Consider the following 16,189-nt stretch of genomic DNA (forward strand, 5'->3'; position numbering starts at 1 on the left):
TGATCTTGGTCGAGAACCCGTCTACCAGGAGCTTCGTCGTTGTGCAGGACTGTCCAACTCGCGGTCAGCACAGCCAGCTTGGAAAGGGCTCACTGCATGAGGGGCTCCACGTCGACCTCGCTCTCCCAGGCCGGGTTCGGGACTTCACCGGGCCAGGTGAACTTCGTGGAGCTCGCCTTGGCCAACCCGCCTGCGGCGTCTCCCCTTACGAGTCGGGCCAGACTGACGTAGGCACCCTCGCTCTGAACGGAGGCATCGTCGGCTACCACGACGAGGACTCGATCGCCCACTCGCGCGTGCGCGATCCCGTTGAAGCTGTAGTCGACCGTCTCGGCCAACTCTTCGCTGGTCAACTTGCGCCCCAGCTTGCCCTCGAAGTCGGAGCGTACCTGTGCGACGGAGACGACACCTCCCTGTTCCCGCACCTCGACGGTGGTAGGGGCGCCCTTGTCTCGCTGCCGCTCCACGGAGATCGTCAAGATCGTCTCGACAGTGGTAGCTGGCTCGGTGACTAGCGGTCGGGTGGCGGTGACCGTGCCGCTGATCACGTTGACGACCCTGGCCTGCTGGGCGAATGCGGCAAAGCTAGGGGCGGCGTAGCTGCGGTCGAGAGATCCGTCGAGGAGTACTTTGTGGTCCGCAGTGTCGCGCGATCCGGCCGCCGTCCCGCGGCTCGGCGCCGACTGTGATCCGCGGGCGGAGTCCTTCGCTGCGGAGCCCTCGGCGCCGCTGGAGCACGCTGACAAGGCTAGCGGCAGCATGAGCCCGGCCGCCAGGGCGCCAAACCCAGCACGGCGCGAAGCCGACTTGTCAGTAGAGGTAGTTGATGCCATTTACGTCATCCCCTATCGGAGTGTCGACATTCGTGTTGGCTAGAGAGGTGTACATCAGCGAACTCGAATTACTGTTGTGCGCCAGGCCCATTGCGTGCCCCTGCTCGTGCGCGATGGTTCCATCACGGTGGGTGTCGGGGCCGCACAGTCCCGCATTGGTCAAAGCGGGGTCGACGGTGATTTTGGCCCACACCCAATCCGTGCTGTTGTAGTCCACTTGCGCGGTGTCGACATACATTGCAGTGATCGCGCAGTATGCTCCACTAGGGGTCGATCGTCTGTAGAAGTCCAGTCGACTCTGAGTCTTGTCACTGGTGTTGAGATAATAGACCGGCGCATTGCTGGCATTCCAGTGTCCCACGCCTCCTCGGATCGCTGTGGGGTGGGAGTTTTCCGCCGTGGAATCCAGCCAGTAGTACTGGCTGTAGACGCCGTACTTCAGACGGTGCGCATTGAACGTATTGAAGGCATGCGCTGACACCCCCGATGCCATCACAAACACGAAGGCGATCAGCGCAGAAGGAAGCGCTGCCCACGCAGCGGTGGATCGCCTCCTCATCGGCCTTGGGTTCAGCTCGCTTTCGGCGTCACCCGTTATCGCTTCCGACACGATCTCGACTCCTCGTCAACCTTGAGCCCTTTCCAACCTGACGGTGCAGGCGGGTGGTTGGCGGGCTGTACGAACTGGTGAAGCTCCTGGTAGACGGGTTCACGACCAAGGTCACCCGTGCCGACCAGGAGCTTCGCGTGCTTGTCTACCCATCGGCGATCGATCTGTCCAGTGACCACCTGCGCCACCTCGCCGGGCGCCCGGCTGCGCACCGTCGTGAGCTCGGCACCCGGTGGCGGCGCATCACGCCGGGCCGTCAGGCCCTCCTGGTCCTGGCGCATCTGCGTTGCGGCGACACCTACGCCCATCTGGCCGTTGGGTTCGGCATCGGGATCGCGACCGTCTACCGCTACGTCCGCGAGGCGATGGAACTCCTGGCCGCGCTCGCGCCCAGCCTGGCCCAGGTCATGCGGACCGCGAGCCGGCTGGCCTTCGTGATCCTCGACGGCGCCCTGCTGCCGATCGACCGGATCGCGGCCGACACCCCGTACTACTCCGGCAAACGCAAGCGGCACGGCATGAACGTCCAGGTCCTGACCGACCCGTTCGGCCGCGTGCTGTGGGCATCACCCGCACTGCCCGGCTCCACCCACGACCTGACCTACGGGATCGTCGACGCAGTCGCCGCCGCAGGGCTGAAGTGCTGGGCGGACAAGGCGTATCAGGGCGCTGGCCGCCCGGTCCGGGTGCCCTTCCGGGGCCGTCGCCTCAAGCGGTGGCAGAGCCGCCACAACAGCTCCCACGCCAAGATCCGATGCCTCGGCGAGCAGGCCATGGCCACTTTGAAGGGCTGGCGACTCCTACGGAAGCTCCGCTGCGGCACGAACCGGATCACCGACGTGGTGAAGGCCGTTCTCGTCCTTCACCACGCGACAGCGTGAGGTTGGAAAACCCTCAGTGGTCCCATTCACACGCGAACCAGATCCACGAGAGTCTGTCAGGTAGTCATCGCGGAACGGATGACGTACTACGGCGTACGGAGCCATGGCGCCGTGCGGAACGCGGCCACGGGCACCGCGATCAGGAAGAGGGACGCGTGGGCGACGGTGACGTGCTGATGACGCGTACGGCTCCGCGTGGGGTGAGGCTTTCGCGTTCCTCGCCGTCCAGCACTGGTCCATCGCCGCCTCCCGCAGGTAGCCGCTGGGGCGAACGAGGGTCAGCGTGCTGCCGTGCCCGGGGCTGTGCGGCTCATGTGCGGCAGTCGGGGCACAGGGTCTCGTCGGCGGTGGGCCGGAAGAGCATGGGGTGGGTGTGGGTGCCGCTGAGGCATTCACGGGCGCCTTCGAGGCGGGGGGAGAGGCGGGTGCCGATGGGTGCGGGACGGGGGAGTTCGCGGGCCGGCACGTCGCGGAGGAGGTAGCGGACGAGGCCACCGGGCCGGTGGACGGGGGTCCCGGCGCCGGGGAGGCCGCGCAGGACGTGCTCGTGGACGTCGGCGGAGGTGTGCCCGGCGTCGAGCCAGCGGGCGGCGAGGCGGGTGAGTTCCTCGCGCATGCCGGGCGGGATGTGCCGGAGGGCGGGGGAGAGGAGGGGAAGGGCGCCGATGAGGGCGCGCGCGTCGTCGAGATGGGGCGTTTCGGGCCCGGGAGCTTCTTCGACGGTTTCGGGAGCCTCCTCCACGGGCTCGGGAGCCTCTTCGGAGGCGGGGGGAAGGTAGGAGGTCTCTTCCCCAGGATCTTTATCTGGATGACGGTCGGTCGACGGGGGAGTCGGTGCGCCGACGGCCGGTGTTGCGCGACCCGGTGCGACCTGCGGGAACGCGGCTTCGTGGCTGGTGGGGAGAGGGGTGCGGGAGAGGAGCTTGACGGCCTGCTCGGGGCTCAACGGCCGACTGGAGACGAGCTGTTGGGTGGCCCAGCGGCCACCGGCCACCTGGACGCGCCGCTCGTGCAGGAAGCCCTCGTCCATGAGCTGCCGCTTGGCCCGGGTGAAGGCGGTCGCGCCGATGCCGGCACGTTCAGCCGTACGGGACAGATTTTCCCTGGCGCCCCGGGGGAGGGAGAGCTGCCAGGTCAGGAGGCGAACGGCGTCGGAGCGAAGGCGGGGGTGCCGGATGAGTTCGTGCGAGAACTGGGTAAAGGCACGAGGGGGCGAGATAACGTTCCGGTAGATCACGGTGGATCCCTGTTCCGCGAGTGGTTGAGGCCCCCGGCGATGGTTCGCATCCATCTCCGGGGGCCGTTTTGCGCGAACGTACCGCACACAAGGTGCGCAACTGGACACACCGGGTGAACTGCGCCCGTAAGAGTGAAGTCCTCCGAACCGGAGGCGAGTTCGCGAGGAGCCGCCCCATGGGACGACGGAACCTGCGCGGCTCGGCGGACACCTACCTACGTGGAGTCCCAACTGAACGACGAACGCATCCGGGCCGGTGATCAGGCGGCGTTCGCCGCGATCTTCGACGAGCACGCACGAGTCGTCTACGCGCATGCCGTGCGCAGCACGGGCGACTGGGCCCTCGCCGAAGACGTCATGTCACTGACGTTCCTGGAGGCCTGGCGACACCGCGAGAAGCTGCGCGGCGAGGTGCGGAACGTCCGCGCCTGGCTGCTGGGCATCACGACGAATGTCCTGCGCAACACCGCCCGCGCGGCGCGTCGGCACCGCGCGGCCATGTCCCGCATGGCGCCGCCGGAGCCGTTGCCGGACTTCTCGGACGAGGTCGTCGGACAGCTGGTGGACGCGCGGCTGCTGGCCGCCGTCGCCGACGCCCTGGGACGCCTCAAGAGGGCCGACCGCGAGGTGTTCGGCCTGATCGTGTGGTCCGGCCTCGGATACGCGGAGGCGTCGGAGGCCCTGGGAATACCGGTGGGCACGGTGCGCTCCCGCCTGTCCCGGGCGAGGCGGAAGCTGCGCGGGCTGATGGCGACGGAACTGGGGGAGGGAGCGGGGCCGGTGGATCCCGGGGCGGTCTATGGCGGAGAGGTAGGGAGTGCGGGATGAATCCGGAGCGGGACAAGGAACGGGAACGGGAGCGGTACGAGCGGGAGGAGGCGCTGCGGGTGCTGCCGTCGACGCCGGACCCCGAGCTGTCGGCGGGACGCCTGGAGTTGCGACGCCGGCACCTCTTGGCCGAGTTCGAGCGGGAGGCTGGGCCGGGCGCTGCCGGCGAGGAGTCGAGGCGGGGGTGGCGGCGGCCGCGTATCGCCTTCGCGGTGGGCGCGACCGCGGCCGTCCTCGGCCTTGGTCTCGCCCTGGGGCCGTACGGCTCCCCAGCTCTCCGCGATGCCCCGTCACCGGCTTCCGCCGAGTCCGTCCGACTGCTGGAGCGGGCGGCGCTGGCGGCTGCGGCGCGACCTCAAGTGCCGCTGCACACAGGCCAGTACGCCTACGTGAAGGTGACCGGTCACACGACGGTCCTCTCGGAGACCGCGAGCGGGGGGATGGAGCGTACGCGGGAGGCGGAGGACATGGAGCAGTGGACCTCGGTGGACGGCAGCCGGCCGACCCTCCAACGCAAGGACGGCCAGGACACGATGCTGCCCAGCGGGCCGGACGGCGGAAGCCTGCACTCCCCGACGTACGCGTACGCAGCCGGCCTGCCCACGGACCCCGGGGCTCTGCTGAAGCTGATCCACGAGGACGCGGAGGAGAACCACGGAGCGGGCAGCGGCTCGACGACGGGCCCGGACCAGGAGGCCTTCATTGCGATCGGGGACCTCCTGCGCAGCGCGGTGGTGCCGCCCGGGACGACGGCGGCCCTCTACCGGGCGGCGACCCGTATCCCGGGAGTGGTGGTCGTCCCCGACGCCGTGGACGCGGCCGGCCGCAGGGGGACGGCGGTGGCGCGCGTGCATGACGGCGAACGTGCGGAATGGATCTTCGACAGGACGACGGCCCGCTTCCTGGGCACCCGCACGGTCCTCACCGAGGACAGCGCGTGGGGGAGGAGGGGAACGGTCGTCGCGTCCCTGGCGGTCACGGGAAGCGGCATCAGTGATACGGCGGGTGGGACCCCGGTGGTGAGGGACCGCTGACTGCGCGGATGGCGGGGCGGCGGACCGCGCCCGCCGCCCCCGTGAGACCGGCTGCCCGTCGCCCATGGCCCGGCGGAGGCTGAGGGGGCGCATGTCCGTCCACACCTCGGCGACGCACTATGGGATGCGGAGCCAGAGCGCCGTGCAGAACGCGGATACGGCCACCGCGATCAGGAAGAGGGACGCGTGGGCGACGGTGACGTGCTGATGACGCGTACGGCTCCGCGTGGGGTGAGGCATTCGCGTTCCTCGGGACTCGCCGTCCAGCACTGGTCCATCGCCGCCTCCCACAGGTAGCCGCTGGGGCGGACGAGGACCAGCATGCCGCCGTGCACGCCGCGCACGCGCCCGGTGAGCGCGCGCTGTGCGTCCGTCACGACATCGCCGACGCGGTACCTCACGGGGTGGCTCGGGCGTCACGCAGCAGACCGGTGAGCCGCTCCGCCCCACGGAGACTGACGACCCCCAGCCCGTACCGGTGGACATCGCCGCCGGGGGAGTGGGTGACGTCCCGGTAGAGGCCGTTGGTGGGGAGTCCGACGGAGTCCATGGCGGCCTTGAGTTCCTGGAAGACCCGCGCGGCTTCCGACTCGGAAACGGGGCGGATGGGGGGTGTGGTGGTGGGTGTGGGCATGGGGGGCTCTCTTTCCGGTGGATTTCCTCCTGGATGCCCTCAACGATCGCGTGACGAGCCATACGCTCGCCAGTAGTTGGGTTCTCTGTCGCAGGTGAGGAACGGGGCATATGCCAGGAGCGAAGGATCTGGACCCCGGGGACAGCATCGAGCAGTACCTCGGGAACATGGTGCGTGAGGCACGCCTGGCGCTCGGGCGTGAGTGGACGCAGGCGTACGTGGCGGCGAAGGTCTTCAGCAGCGGTACCCGGATCTCCGAGATCGAGCGCGGTGAGGATCCGCCGGACAGGGACCTGGCGAAGAAGCTGGAGATCGTCTTACGCCTACTGCCCGGCTCCCTGGTGAACCTCGTGAAGATCGTCACCGATCAGAACGTGCGCGACTACGCCAAGACCTACATGCGGCGACAACTCGAAGCCACCGCCATACACGAGTTCTCCATTGTCGTACCGGGCTTGCTCCAGACCGCCGGCTACGCGCGGGCGGCGATGGAAGCGGGCCTCGCGGGCGACTCCGGCCAGATCGCCGGCTTCGTGAGCAGGCGGCTGGAACGTCAGGCCGTACTCGACCAGCCCGATCCGCCCTGGATGATGATCGTGCTTGACGAGGCCTGCCTACGCCGCGACGTAGGCGGCGGGCAGGTGATGCGGGAGCAGATCGAGCATCTGCTCACCATGAGCGAACGCCTCAATGTGAACATCCAGGTGTTGCCCATGAGAGGTACTCCCGTAGCTGGTTCCGTCGCTCTTCTGACGCTTCCCAACGGGGAGCGCGGGGCGTACACCGAGGGGTTCAGTACGGGTAACTACACCGAGGAACCAACAGAGGTGATGCGATTCCAGCGTGTCTATGATCTGTTGCAGCAGGGTGCGTTGGGCGTCCGGGCGTCCCTGGAACTGATGCGCGCGATCGCGAAGGAACACGATGACTGAGACCTCGCCGAACTGGCACAAGAGCACGTACAGCGGGAACGACAACGACGCCTGCATCGAGGTCGCCGACAACCTCCCCCGCGTCCTCGTCCGCGACACCAAGGACCACTCCAAGGGCGAGCTGACCGTCACCCCGGCCGCCTGGTCCGCCTTCACCGCGTACGCGCGGGTGCGACTGGGCTGACGGAGGGGTGGGGGGCTCGCGTTCGGTCTGGCGCGCAGGTCCGTGTCCGGCCGATACCGCGCGGCGGCGCGCAGTGCGGCGCGGTGCGGGGCGGGCGCGCTTCGTGAAGCCCGCCCGCGTGACCGGCGTACGCCTCAGGTGGTGACCGCGGGTACGTGTGCCTGCATGTCGACAGTCTCGTCCGCCGCCTGTGTGACCACCGGGTCGTGCGTCGCCACGACCGTCACGCAGCCGTGCTCATGCGTCGTGCGGGCGATCAGGGCCGTCAGGTCGTCCGCACGGGCCCGGTCGACGGCGGCCGTCGGCTCGTCGACGAGGAGGAGTTCCGGCTCGACGAGGAGCGCACGGGCGAGGGCGACGCGCTGGCGTTCGCCGCCGGAGAGCTGGTCGGGGCGGTGCGAGAGCCGGTGGCCGAGGCCGACCTCGTCGAGGAGCGCGCGGGCCTTCGGGCGCAGGGCGCGCGGGCGGCGGCCGGAGAGGGAAGCGGCGGCGAGGAGTTGTTCCTCGGCGGTGAGGCCGGTGAGGAGGTTGCCGCTCTGGAACATGTAGCCGATGCGTTCGCGGCGGGCGCGGGCGCGCTCCCCGTCGGTGAGCGCGGCGAGGTCGACGCCGTTGAGGAGCACCTGACCCTCGTCCGGCCGCAGCAGCGCCCCGGCGACGGCGAGCAGCGTCGACTTGCCCGATCCGGAGGGGCCGACGAGCGCGGTGAGGACACCCGGCCGGAAGGTCACGTCGAGTCCGCGCAGGGCGGTCGTACGGGACTCCCCTCGGCCGAGGGTGACGGTGACGTCGTGGAGGTGGAGGCTCATCGGCCGGCTCCCAGCATGGTCATCGGGTCGACGGTGGTGACGCGTCGCAGGGTGAGGGCGGAGCCCGCGAGGCCGACGAGGGCCACGGACAGCATCGTGGTCGTGAGCGTGCCGGCGGGGAGGCTGAAGGGGACCTTCTCGCCGACGAGCAGGCCGAGCGCGGCGGCGAGTGCGGCGCCGACGGCGGTGCCGGTGGCGACGACCACGGCTGCCTGCGTGAGGGTGTGGCCGAGGAGCCTGCGCCGGGAGGCGCCCATGGCGCGGAGCAGGGCGAGTTCCGGGGTCCGCTGGACGGTCCAGACGGCGAAGAAGGCTCCGACGACGAGCGGTGCGATGAGGAACAGGAACGTCTGGATGGAGCTCATGGTGAGGCGTTCGCCGTCGTAGCCGGGGGCGGCGGTGAAGGCGGTCTCCAGGGGGACGGTGGTGGTGTCGTGACGGCGGTCGGCGGCGCTGATGGCGGCGGCGTCGGTCCCGTCGGGGAGCCGGAGGGCGATGGCGCTGTACTGGACGGGGAGGGTGGGTGAGCCGGCTCCGGCGGCGGCCGACGCGGTTCCGGATGACGGGGTTCCGGGCGCGCCCGGGGTCGTGAAGCGGATCTGCCTCCACATGTCGGTCGTCACGTACGCGGCGGGCACGTGACCGTACGAGGAGCGGCCGGTGCTGCCGACGACGTCCAGGCGGATGCCGAGGCGGTCGATGACGAGGGTGTCGCCGACGTGGACGCCTTCGTTGAGGAGCTGGCGCGAGATGACGACGCCCTGGGGTCGGCCGGGGTCGAGCGGCTTGCCGGCGTCGGCGCCGGGGTCGGTGAAGGCGCCCGGCACGATCCCGAAGGCGGCGAGGTCCACCTCGGTGCCGCGATCGGTCGTCCCGCGCGTGATCGTCACGCCGATCGGGGTGGCCTCGGCGCCCTTCTCCCGGCTCCAGCCGGTGGCGGTGCGGGCGTCGACCAGGCTGCGTGCGAACTGGTCCGAGTCCGAGCCCGCGGCGAAGGCGACATGGGTCGCGGGCAGTTTGCGCAGGGCGGAGACGGTGTCGTCACCGAGGCCGGTGGTGAAGCCGGACACGATGCCGACGAGCGCCGATACGAGGACGACGACGCTGCCCATCAGCAGGAAGCGGCCACGGGCCGCTCTCAGTTCCAGCAGGGCGAGGAACACGGTGGTCTCCAAAGTTAGGGACGTTGCGTCCCTAAGATAGAAGATGGCGACGTGGCGTCCCTAACTGGGTCCCTGGCAGGATCTCCGGCTGGGTCTCGGGCCGGGTTCCTGGCCGGGATACGCGCGGGCGGCGGGCTCATAGACTTGACCCGTGCCCAGGATTCACGCCGCCACGGTTGCCGACCACCGCTCCCAGCAGCGCGCCGCCCTGCTCGACGCGGCCCGCGAGCTCCTGGAGGAGGGCGACGCCTCCCAGGTGACCTTCGCCGAGGTGGCCCGCCGCACCGGCCTCGCCCGTAACAGCGTCTACAAGTACTTCCCCGACCGGCACCACCTGCTGACCGCCGTCGTCCGCGAGGCCGCGCCCCGCTGGACCGGCCGCATCCACGCGGCGCTCGCCGCCGCGGGCGAGGCCCCCGAGGCGCGCGTCGCCGCGTACGTCACCGCCCAGCTCGAAATGGTCCGCGACGGCGAGCACCGCATCGCCCGCGCCGTCGCCGACGAGAAGGACGCCGCCGCCCTGCGCGCGGGCGCCGACAGTGCCCACCGGGATCTCCTCGACCCGCTCGTCGAGGCGCTCCGGGACCTCGGCGACGACGACCCGCTCCTGACCGCGCGCTTCCTCCAGGGCTTCGTCAACGCCGCCACCACCGCCCTGGAGGCCGGCGGCGACTACGAGACGGTCACCGACCGCGCCGTACGCCTGACGGTCGCGGCCCTCAAGGGGCTCACCCCGCTCTCGTAACCCTCGCGGGGCACCGCGCGGACGCGGGTTCAGCGCGGGCCGGTGCCGTCCCCGTCGCCGCGAGGGACCACTCCCAGAGGCGTTCCGCCGCGTCCGGGGCGATGGCGTACGCGCGCACCCCGCCGTCTTCCATCGGCTCTTCCGGGCCCGAGACCCGGGCGACCTCGCAGTCCGCCGGATTCCCTCGGGCTCGTGCTCGGACGGGGAGCAGATCAGCCTCGTCCTGGGAGACGCGGAAGCCTTCCGGCTCGTCGTCAACGGCAAGCCGATCCAGGAGACATACGAACCCGGACAGGTGGAGCGGCTGACGTTCACCCCCTCGGAGTGGAACAGCTGACGCCCACCCCCGGGTCAGTGCCCCTCGCTCGTTCGGAGGCCGTCCCCGTGCGGCCCCCCGGGCCTCCTGGTCTGCTGGGCAGCGAACCCTTCCCGTACGTACAGGAGCCCCCATGGCCGTCATCGTCACCCTTGAGCTCCCCGGCGGTACCCAGGAGCAGTACGAGGAGACCACCCGCATGCTGCGGGCCACCGACTGGTTCCCGCCCGACGGGTTCATCGCGCACGCCGCCGGGCCCGACGGGACCGGTGGGTGGCGGGTCGTGGACTTCTGGGAGTCCGAGGACGACTTCCTCGCCTTCGTCGAGAAGGCGCGGCCCCTCTTCGAACGCGCCGGCGTCCGGTCCTTCCTGCCCACCGTCCAGCCGGCCGTGAACGTGATCGTGCGGCCCGAACCGAAGTGAAAACCCTTTGCGGGGCGGGGGACCGGCGGCCACTCTTGCGCCCATGACCAGTCATCCTTCCCCCCGCTCCGTCGCGGACCTGTTCGCCGCCGACGGGCGGCTCAAGGCTGTCCCCCGTCGGCCCGCCCGCCGTGACGCCCTGCTCGCGCACCTCGCCGCGACCCTCTTCGACGACGGCCGCGACTACCGCGAGTCCGAGGTCAACGAGGCCCTGCTCACCGTCCACGAGGACTTCTCGGCGCTCCGCCGGTATCTCGTGACCGGCGGCTTCCTCGCCCGTACGAAGGACGGTTCGGCCTACCGCCGACAGCAGCGGCCCGGCTCCCCCGAAGGCGCGATCACCGCCGTCGCGTGACCGCCGCGGTGGTGGCCGGCCTGCTCGCCGGCTACGGCATCGCGATCCCGGTCGGCGCCGTCGGCGCCTACCTGGTGGCCGTCACGGCCCGTACCGGCTGGCGTACGGGTGCCGGCGCGGCCCTCGGCGTCGCCACGGCCGACGGGGTGTACGCGCTCGTCGCCGTCCTCGGCGGCTCCGCCCTCGTCCCGCTGCTCACCCCGGTGATGACCCCGCTCCGGTGGGCCTCCGCGGTGGTGCTCGTCGCCCTCGCGCTCCGGGCGGCCCACGGCGCGCTCGCCGCGTTCCGTACCGGCGGCCTCGCCTCCCGCGACGACGGTACGGCCCTGACACCGGCCCGCGCGTACCTCACGTTCCTGGGGATCACGGTCCTCAACCCCATGACGGTGATCTACTTCGCCGCGCTCGTCCTCGCCACCGGGCCCTCCTCGCCCGCGACCCTCCCCGACCGCGCCGCCTTCGTCCTCGCGGCCGTCCTCGCCTCCGCGAGCTGGCAGCTGCTCCTCGCCCTCGGCGGGACCCTCCTCGGCCGGACCCTCGCCGGGGCCCGGGGGCGGCTCGTCACGGCGCTCGCGTCGAGCACGCTGATCGTGGTGCTCGCGGTGCGGCTGGTCGCCCGGTCGTGAGAGGCCGGCCGCCCTGTTGACTCTCGGGTTACCCGAGACGGCACAGTCCTCCCCATGGACAGGACGAACCTGCTGCCGATCGGGCAGTTCTCCCGGGCCAGTGGCCTTTCGGTCACCGCGCTGAGGCACTACGACGCGAGCGGTGTCCTCACCCCGGCCCATGTGGACCCGGACAGCGGCTACCGCTACTTCCGGCCCGAACAGCTTCGCACCGCCCAACTCGTGCGCGCACTGCGGCAGTTGGACATTCCCATCGAGGAGGTGCGAAGGCTGCTCGCGTACGGCGACGGCGACGGTGGCGAGGAGCTGGCGTCGGCGCTGCGCGCCCACCTCACCGCCACGGAGACCCGGCTCGCCCGCCAGCGGTCCGTCGTCCACGGCCTGTTGAACCGACTGACCCGAGGAGCAGAGATGAGCCACCCCGTCACCCTTCGCCAGGGCGAAGCCCAACGCGTCCTCGTCCGCGGCGCGACCGTCGACCACTCCGGCCTCGACGCCTTCCTCCGTACCGCCTACGAGGAGATGTACGCCCTCGCCGGGCGCGGCCCGCTCACCTTCACCGGGCCCGCGTTCGTCCGGTACCACGGGGTGTGCGACGAGGAGAACGAAACCCTCGTCGAGGCCTGCCTGCCGTTCTCGGCGACCGGCGCCCAGCCGGGGGTTCTCCCGGAGGGGATGTCCGTGAGGGACCTCCCGGAGAACTCCTTCGCGTGTACGGAGGTGGTGGGCGCGGCGGCCGCGTACCCGGACATCCTCTCCGCGTACGACGCCGTCGCGAACTGGACCGCCGACCACGGCTTCGCCTTCGCGGGCCCGGTCCGCTCGGTCTTCCGCAACTGGACCGGCACCCCGGACCACCCGGACAACCGCCTGGAGATCGCCTGGCCGGTCATGGAGCCGGAAGCGGAAGCGGCACGGGCGGAGGCGGCACGGGCGGAGGTGTAGGAACCGGATCCGACCACGACTCGCCGCGAGCCCCGCGCCCTGGGAGACGCGCACTTCCCGTCCACCGGCGACCGCGCCTTCTCGATGAGTGCCCGCGAAGGCGCCGCGCTCGCCCGCACGCTCGGCGCGCGCACGGTGGTCCCGCTGCACTACGACTCCTGGGAGCACCTCGCCGAGGACCCGGCGCGCATCACCGAGGCCTTCGCGGCCGATCCGGAGCCGGCCGGCCGGCTGAGGTGGCTCAGGCCCGGCGTACCCGAGACGCTCTGATCCCGTACGCGCCCGCCAGCGCCAGTGCCGTCCCCGCCGCGAGCACCCCGCGGTGCGCGCGCCAGGAGAGGACGGACCAGCTCGACCGGGCCGAAAGGAGGGAGCCGACGCTCGCCCAGGAGCCCACGGAGCCCACCGACAGGGCGGAACCCACCGAGCCGACGGACAGGAACGAACCGACCGAGCCGACCGACAGCGTCGACCCGACCGACCCGACGGACAGGAAGGAGTCCCGCGACCAGAGCGACAGGGCCGAGCCGTTACGAGAGGTCATACGGCGATCGTAGGCACGCCGGGAGTCACTCCGCGCGCCCGTTCCGGGCTGCCCCGCGCGAGCCGACCCCGGCTGCCCCGCGCGAGCCGACCCCGGCTGCCCCGCGCGAGCCGACCCCCGCCGCCCCGCACCCCGTCCCGCGCCTACCCCGCGCACGCCGGCAGGAACTCCAGGCCCTCCGGCGTCCCGAAGCGGAGGACCGCGAGGTACGCCTCCGGGTAGTCGCAGCCCACGTCGGCCCACTGGAGGGCGAGGACCGTCCAGACGACGAACACGGCAAGGAAGAACCAGCGCCATCCCTTTGACATGTACGCCCAGTACCCCCGCCCGTCCGGAAGAACCGCTTCCCCCGCCGCGAGGGTCAAACAGGAGTAAAGGGTGGGCGTGCGTGGCTCATTGGACCAATCCGTCCACTCCTTGCAACGCGGCAGTACGCGCCCGCCCTCGCTCGATGCACCACACAACACACCGCCAAATTGGTCTAGTCCAACTTTGGTCCGATCCATTGACGCGGCCCGGACAACGGGGATTCCGTATCCCCACCACCCGCGCGCCCCAACGGCGTCGGCGCGTCCCCGCACCCCCCCACAGTCATTGGATTGCCATGATGAGACGCATCAGGTCGCTCCGCTCCGCCCTCACCGCCGCCGCGACCGCCGTCGCCGCCCTCGGCCTCGCCGCCACCGCCACGGCCCCCGCCCAGGCGGCCACCCCGCTCCCCGCCCATGTCTTCGCTCCCTACTTCGAGGCCTGGACCGGCGAGAGCCCCGCCGCCCTCAGCGCCCAGTCCGGGGCCAAGCACCTGACGATGGCGTTCCTCCAGACCGCCACGAAGGGCTCCTGCACCGCGTACTGGAACGGCGACAGCGGTTCCCCCGTCGCCCAGTCCACCTTCGGCGCCGACATCAAGACCATTCAGTCGCGCGGCGGCGACGTCATCCCCTCCTTCGGCGGGTACACGGCCGACACCACCGGCACCGAGATCGCCGACAGCTGCACCGACGTCAACCAGATCGCCGCCGTCTACCAGAAGGTCATCACGACCTACGACGTCACCCGGCTCGACATGGACATCGAGGTCGACTCGCTCGACAACACCGCGGGCATCGACCGGCGCAACAAGGCCATCAAGGTCCTCCAGGACTGGGCCGCCGCCAACGGGCGCGAGATCGAGATCTCGTACACCCTCCCCACGACCACCCACGGCCTCGCCGCCAGCGGTCTCGCCGTCCTCAAGAACGCCGTGACCAACGGCGCCAAGGTCGACGTCGTCAACATGATGACCTTCGACTACTACGACAACGCCGCCCACGACATGGCCGCCGACACCAAGACCGCCGGCCAGGGCCTGTACGACCAGCTCGCCAAGCTCTACCCCACCAAGACCCCCGCCCAGCTCTGGGGCATGGTCGGCATCACCGAGATGATCGGCGTCGACGACTTCGGCCCCGCCGAGACCTTCACCCTCGCCAACGCCCGTACGGTCTACGACTGGGCGGTCTCCAAGGGCATCAACACGCTGTCCTTCTGGGCGCTCCAGCGTGACAACGGCGGCTGCGCCGGCGGCGCCGCGGCCGACAACTGCTCCGGCATCCAGCAGAACACCTGGGACTTCTCCCACATCTTCGCGCCCTTCACCAGCGGCACCACCACCCCCACCGACGACTTCTCGGTGACGACCGCCCCGGCCTCCGCCACCGTCACGGCGGGCGGCTCCACCACGGCGGCGGTGTCGACCGCCGTCACCGCCGGTACGGCCCAGACGGTGAACCTCACGGTCAGCGGCCTGCCCGCGGGCGTCACCGCCACCCTCAGCCCTGCCTCGGTCACGGCCGGGGGCTCCTCGACCCTCACCGTGAACACGACGGCGACGGCCGTCTCCGGCACGTACCAGATCGTCGTCAACGGTTCGAGCGCGTCCGCGGGTCACGCGGCGGTCCTCGCCCTGACCGTCACCGGCGGCGCCACCCAGTGCACGGCGGCCCCGTGGGCCTCCGCCACCGTCTACACCGGCGGCCAGCAGGTCTCGCACAAGGGCCACACGTGGAAGGCCAAGTGGTGGACGACGGGCGAGGAGCCCGGCACCACGGGCGAGTGGGGTGTCTGGCAGGACCTGGGCGCCTGCTGATCCCGCGGTACGGACGCCCTTCGCGCCGCCGCCCCGTCGCGCCGCCGCACGGAAGCGCCGACACCCCGACGGCCGGCCGCTGACCGACCGACAGCACCTGCCGAGCGCGACGGCCCGCCCCGGGAACACTCCCGGGGCGGGCCGTTTCCCGTCGGCGGTCCAGCCAGGAGGTGCACTCCCCGCTGTCCTCGCCGGTGTTCGCCGGTGTTCGCCGGTCGGGCTCAGTCGATGTGGACGATCTGGAAGGCCTCCGCCATCCGGCCCGGGGGCAGGCCGCCGGCTGTCGCGTGTTCCCCGAGCCAGGTGCGGAGGAGCCCCGCGAGGTCGTCGAAGTGGGCCGTCTGGGAGGTGTGGATGCGCAGGGCCTCGACCTTGCGGTCGAAGACGGAGGTGACGTCCACGTACTGGTTCGGGGTGGGGCCGGTCATCAGCCAGAGTTCGTGGACGGTCCAGGGCTCCAGGCCCTCGTCCTTGAGCAGCGCGGCGTGCGCGAAGGGGTTGCGGGCCTCGGGGTAGACCGCGCGCAGACAGGCGTCGCCGACGGCGCGGTGGTCGGGGTGGAGGTCCGCGACCCGCGCCCAGTTGATCTCGGGGGAGGGGATGATGGCCCGCTGCGGGCGGACCTCGCGGATGACCCGGCACAGGTCCCGGCGGAGTTCCACCGAGGCCTCGACGAAGCTGTCCGGGTAGCCGAGGAAGCGGACGTCCGCGACGCCGCTGAGCTTGGCCGAGTGGACCTGCTCGGCGCGGCGCAGATCCGCCATCGCCTGGCGGGGGAGCCGGTCGTCGTAACCGCCTGCGCCGCCGTCCGTGACGATGCAGTACGTGACGCGGGTGCCGCGCTCGATCCACTGCATGACGGTGCCGCTGACGCAGAACTCGATGTCGTCGGGGTGTGCCGCCACCACCAGCAGGGATTCGGGCGCGGAACGTTCGGTCGTCGCGAAGTCCTCCATGGGGC

The 16,189-nt window shown here is 71.0% G+C and carries 22 protein-coding genes; 12 read left to right on the top strand and 10 right to left on the bottom strand.

The window, feature by feature from the left end:
• Positions 1-89 precede the first annotated feature (89 nt).
• Positions 90-548: a hypothetical protein gene (locus ABT154_RS18015; RefSeq protein WP_351857808.1), complete on the bottom strand. Its 459-nt coding sequence runs from the start codon at positions 546-548 to the stop codon at positions 90-92.
• 262 nt (positions 549-810) lie between these two features.
• Complete coding sequence (locus ABT154_RS18020; protein ID WP_351857809.1) at positions 811-1,443, bottom strand: matrixin family metalloprotease; 633 nt, start codon at positions 1,441-1,443, stop codon at positions 811-813.
• Between the two features lie 137 nt (positions 1,444-1,580).
• Between ABT154_RS18020 and ABT154_RS18025 the strand changes: the two genes are divergently transcribed.
• A complete protein-coding gene (locus tag ABT154_RS18025; protein ID WP_351857810.1) occupies positions 1,581-2,324 on the top strand; it encodes a transposase family protein in 744 nt (247 codons plus the stop codon).
• 310 nt (positions 2,325-2,634) lie between these two features.
• Here ABT154_RS18025 and ABT154_RS18030 read toward each other — a convergent pair whose 3' ends face one another.
• Entirely contained in the window at positions 2,635-3,561 is a 927-nt protein-coding gene (locus tag ABT154_RS18030; protein WP_351857811.1) for a hypothetical protein, read from the bottom strand.
• Positions 3,562-3,780: 219 nt separating this feature from the next.
• Here ABT154_RS18030 and ABT154_RS18035 point away from each other — a divergent pair, with 219 nt between their 5' ends.
• Positions 3,781-4,389: an RNA polymerase sigma factor gene (locus tag ABT154_RS18035; RefSeq protein WP_351857812.1), complete on the top strand. Its 609-nt coding sequence runs from the start codon at positions 3,781-3,783 to the stop codon at positions 4,387-4,389.
• Positions 4,386-5,423, top strand: coding sequence for a CU044_5270 family protein (locus tag ABT154_RS18040; RefSeq protein ID WP_351857813.1), 1,038 nt, complete (start codon positions 4,386-4,388; stop codon positions 5,421-5,423). The genes ABT154_RS18035 and ABT154_RS18040 overlap by 4 nt, the downstream gene beginning before the upstream one ends.
• A gap of 170 nt (positions 5,424-5,593) precedes the next feature.
• On the opposite strand, the gene ABT154_RS18045 is transcribed toward ABT154_RS18040, so the two are convergent.
• Complete coding sequence (locus tag ABT154_RS18045) at positions 5,594-5,800, bottom strand: hypothetical protein (protein ID WP_351857814.1); 207 nt, start codon at positions 5,798-5,800, stop codon at positions 5,594-5,596.
• A 20-nt stretch (positions 5,801-5,820) separates the two neighbouring features.
• Entirely contained in the window at positions 5,821-6,057 is a 237-nt protein-coding gene (locus tag ABT154_RS18050) for a hypothetical protein (RefSeq protein ID WP_351857815.1), read from the bottom strand.
• A gap of 110 nt (positions 6,058-6,167) precedes the next feature.
• Here ABT154_RS18050 and ABT154_RS18055 point away from each other — a divergent pair, with 110 nt between their 5' ends.
• Both ABT154_RS18055 and ABT154_RS18060 read left to right on the top strand, forming a co-directional pair.
• A complete protein-coding gene (locus ABT154_RS18055) occupies positions 6,168-6,989 on the top strand; it encodes a helix-turn-helix domain-containing protein (RefSeq protein WP_351857816.1) in 822 nt (273 codons plus the stop codon).
• Positions 6,982-7,173 carry a DUF397 domain-containing protein gene (locus tag ABT154_RS18060; RefSeq protein WP_351857817.1) on the top strand — a complete coding sequence of 64 codons (192 nt, stop codon included), beginning with the start codon at positions 6,982-6,984 and terminating at the stop codon, positions 7,171-7,173. Before ABT154_RS18055 ends, ABT154_RS18060 begins: the two co-directional genes overlap by 8 nt.
• A gap of 134 nt (positions 7,174-7,307) precedes the next feature.
• Here the strand turns inward: ABT154_RS18060 and ABT154_RS18065 are convergent, their stop codons facing one another.
• Positions 7,308-7,982 (bottom strand): ABC transporter ATP-binding protein, encoded by a 675-nt coding sequence (locus ABT154_RS18065; protein WP_351857818.1) that lies wholly within the window; start codon positions 7,980-7,982, stop codon positions 7,308-7,310.
• Positions 7,979-9,145, bottom strand: coding sequence for an ABC transporter permease (locus tag ABT154_RS18070; protein ID WP_351858014.1), 1,167 nt, complete (start codon positions 9,143-9,145; stop codon positions 7,979-7,981). The genes ABT154_RS18065 and ABT154_RS18070 overlap by 4 nt, the downstream gene beginning before the upstream one ends.
• A 151-nt stretch (positions 9,146-9,296) precedes the next feature.
• Here ABT154_RS18070 and ABT154_RS18075 point away from each other — a divergent pair, with 151 nt between their 5' ends.
• The 6 genes from ABT154_RS18075 (at position 9,297) to ABT154_RS18105 (ending at position 12,826) form a co-directional block, all read left to right on the top strand.
• On the top strand, positions 9,297-9,890 hold the full coding sequence (locus tag ABT154_RS18075; RefSeq protein ID WP_351857819.1) for a TetR/AcrR family transcriptional regulator: 594 nt from the start codon (positions 9,297-9,299) through the stop codon (positions 9,888-9,890).
• Between the two features lie 449 nt (positions 9,891-10,339).
• On the top strand, positions 10,340-10,630 hold the full coding sequence (locus ABT154_RS18085; RefSeq protein WP_351857820.1) for an antibiotic biosynthesis monooxygenase family protein: 291 nt from the start codon (positions 10,340-10,342) through the stop codon (positions 10,628-10,630).
• A 43-nt stretch (positions 10,631-10,673) separates the two neighbouring features.
• The gene (locus tag ABT154_RS18090; protein WP_351857821.1) at positions 10,674-10,985 is read left to right on the top strand and encodes a DUF2087 domain-containing protein; all 312 of its coding nucleotides are present in this window, start codon (positions 10,674-10,676) and stop codon (positions 10,983-10,985) included.
• Entirely contained in the window at positions 10,982-11,611 is a 630-nt protein-coding gene (locus ABT154_RS18095) for a LysE family transporter (protein ID WP_351857822.1), read from the top strand. The genes ABT154_RS18090 and ABT154_RS18095 overlap by 4 nt, the downstream gene beginning before the upstream one ends.
• A gap of 54 nt (positions 11,612-11,665) precedes the next feature.
• Positions 11,666-12,556 (top strand): MerR family transcriptional regulator, encoded by an 891-nt coding sequence (locus tag ABT154_RS18100; RefSeq protein ID WP_351857823.1) that lies wholly within the window; start codon positions 11,666-11,668, stop codon positions 12,554-12,556.
• An 84-nt stretch (positions 12,557-12,640) separates the two neighbouring features.
• Positions 12,641-12,826, top strand: coding sequence for an MBL fold metallo-hydrolase (locus tag ABT154_RS18105; RefSeq protein ID WP_351857824.1), 186 nt, complete (start codon positions 12,641-12,643; stop codon positions 12,824-12,826).
• Here ABT154_RS18105 and ABT154_RS18110 read toward each other — a convergent pair.
• On the bottom strand, positions 12,798-13,100 hold the full coding sequence (locus ABT154_RS18110; protein WP_079044521.1) for a hypothetical protein: 303 nt from the start codon (positions 13,098-13,100) through the stop codon (positions 12,798-12,800). The two genes, ABT154_RS18105 and ABT154_RS18110, sit on opposite strands and share 29 nt — an antisense overlap.
• A 143-nt stretch (positions 13,101-13,243) precedes the next feature.
• Positions 13,244-13,408: a hypothetical protein gene (locus ABT154_RS18115; protein WP_157869987.1), complete on the bottom strand. Its 165-nt coding sequence runs from the start codon at positions 13,406-13,408 to the stop codon at positions 13,244-13,246.
• A 299-nt stretch (positions 13,409-13,707) separates the two neighbouring features.
• Between ABT154_RS18115 and ABT154_RS18120 the strand changes: the two genes are divergently transcribed.
• Positions 13,708-15,228 (top strand): glycosyl hydrolase family 18 protein, encoded by a 1,521-nt coding sequence (locus ABT154_RS18120; protein WP_351857825.1) that lies wholly within the window; start codon positions 13,708-13,710, stop codon positions 15,226-15,228.
• A gap of 221 nt (positions 15,229-15,449) precedes the next feature.
• Here the strand turns inward: ABT154_RS18120 and ABT154_RS18125 are convergent, their stop codons facing one another.
• Positions 15,450-16,184 (bottom strand): PIG-L deacetylase family protein, encoded by a 735-nt coding sequence (locus ABT154_RS18125; RefSeq protein WP_351857826.1) that lies wholly within the window; start codon positions 16,182-16,184, stop codon positions 15,450-15,452.
• Positions 16,185-16,189: the final 5 nt, after the last annotated feature.

The organism is Streptomyces sp. NPDC001728, assembly GCF_040297565.1.
Classification (GTDB): Bacteria; Actinomycetota; Actinomycetes; order Streptomycetales; family Streptomycetaceae; genus Streptomyces.

Excerpts from the sequence above, each read along its gene's own strand:
- ABT154_RS18040 (WP_351857813.1), top strand. The coding sequence starts at position 4,386 with ATGAATCCGGAGCGGGACAAGGAACGGGAACGGGAGCGGTACGAGCGG.
- ABT154_RS18050 (WP_351857815.1), bottom strand. The coding sequence starts at position 6,057 with ATGCCCACACCCACCACCACACCCCCCATCCGCCCCGTTTCCGAGTCG.
- ABT154_RS18055 (WP_351857816.1), top strand. The coding sequence starts at position 6,168 with ATGCCAGGAGCGAAGGATCTGGACCCCGGGGACAGCATCGAGCAGTAC.
- ABT154_RS18060 (WP_351857817.1), top strand. The coding sequence starts at position 6,982 with ATGACTGAGACCTCGCCGAACTGGCACAAGAGCACGTACAGCGGGAAC.
- ABT154_RS18065 (WP_351857818.1), bottom strand. The coding sequence starts at position 7,982 with ATGAGCCTCCACCTCCACGACGTCACCGTCACCCTCGGCCGAGGGGAG.
- ABT154_RS18085 (WP_351857820.1), top strand. The coding sequence starts at position 10,340 with ATGGCCGTCATCGTCACCCTTGAGCTCCCCGGCGGTACCCAGGAGCAG.
- ABT154_RS18090 (WP_351857821.1), top strand. The coding sequence starts at position 10,674 with ATGACCAGTCATCCTTCCCCCCGCTCCGTCGCGGACCTGTTCGCCGCC.
- ABT154_RS18100 (WP_351857823.1), top strand. The coding sequence starts at position 11,666 with ATGGACAGGACGAACCTGCTGCCGATCGGGCAGTTCTCCCGGGCCAGT.
- ABT154_RS18105 (WP_351857824.1), top strand. The coding sequence starts at position 12,641 with ATGAGTGCCCGCGAAGGCGCCGCGCTCGCCCGCACGCTCGGCGCGCGC.
- ABT154_RS18110 (WP_079044521.1), bottom strand. The coding sequence starts at position 13,100 with ATGACCTCTCGTAACGGCTCGGCCCTGTCGCTCTGGTCGCGGGACTCC.
- ABT154_RS18115 (WP_157869987.1), bottom strand. The coding sequence starts at position 13,408 with ATGTCAAAGGGATGGCGCTGGTTCTTCCTTGCCGTGTTCGTCGTCTGG.
- ABT154_RS18120 (WP_351857825.1), top strand. The coding sequence starts at position 13,708 with ATGAGACGCATCAGGTCGCTCCGCTCCGCCCTCACCGCCGCCGCGACC.
- ABT154_RS18125 (WP_351857826.1), bottom strand. The coding sequence starts at position 16,184 with ATGGAGGACTTCGCGACGACCGAACGTTCCGCGCCCGAATCCCTGCTG.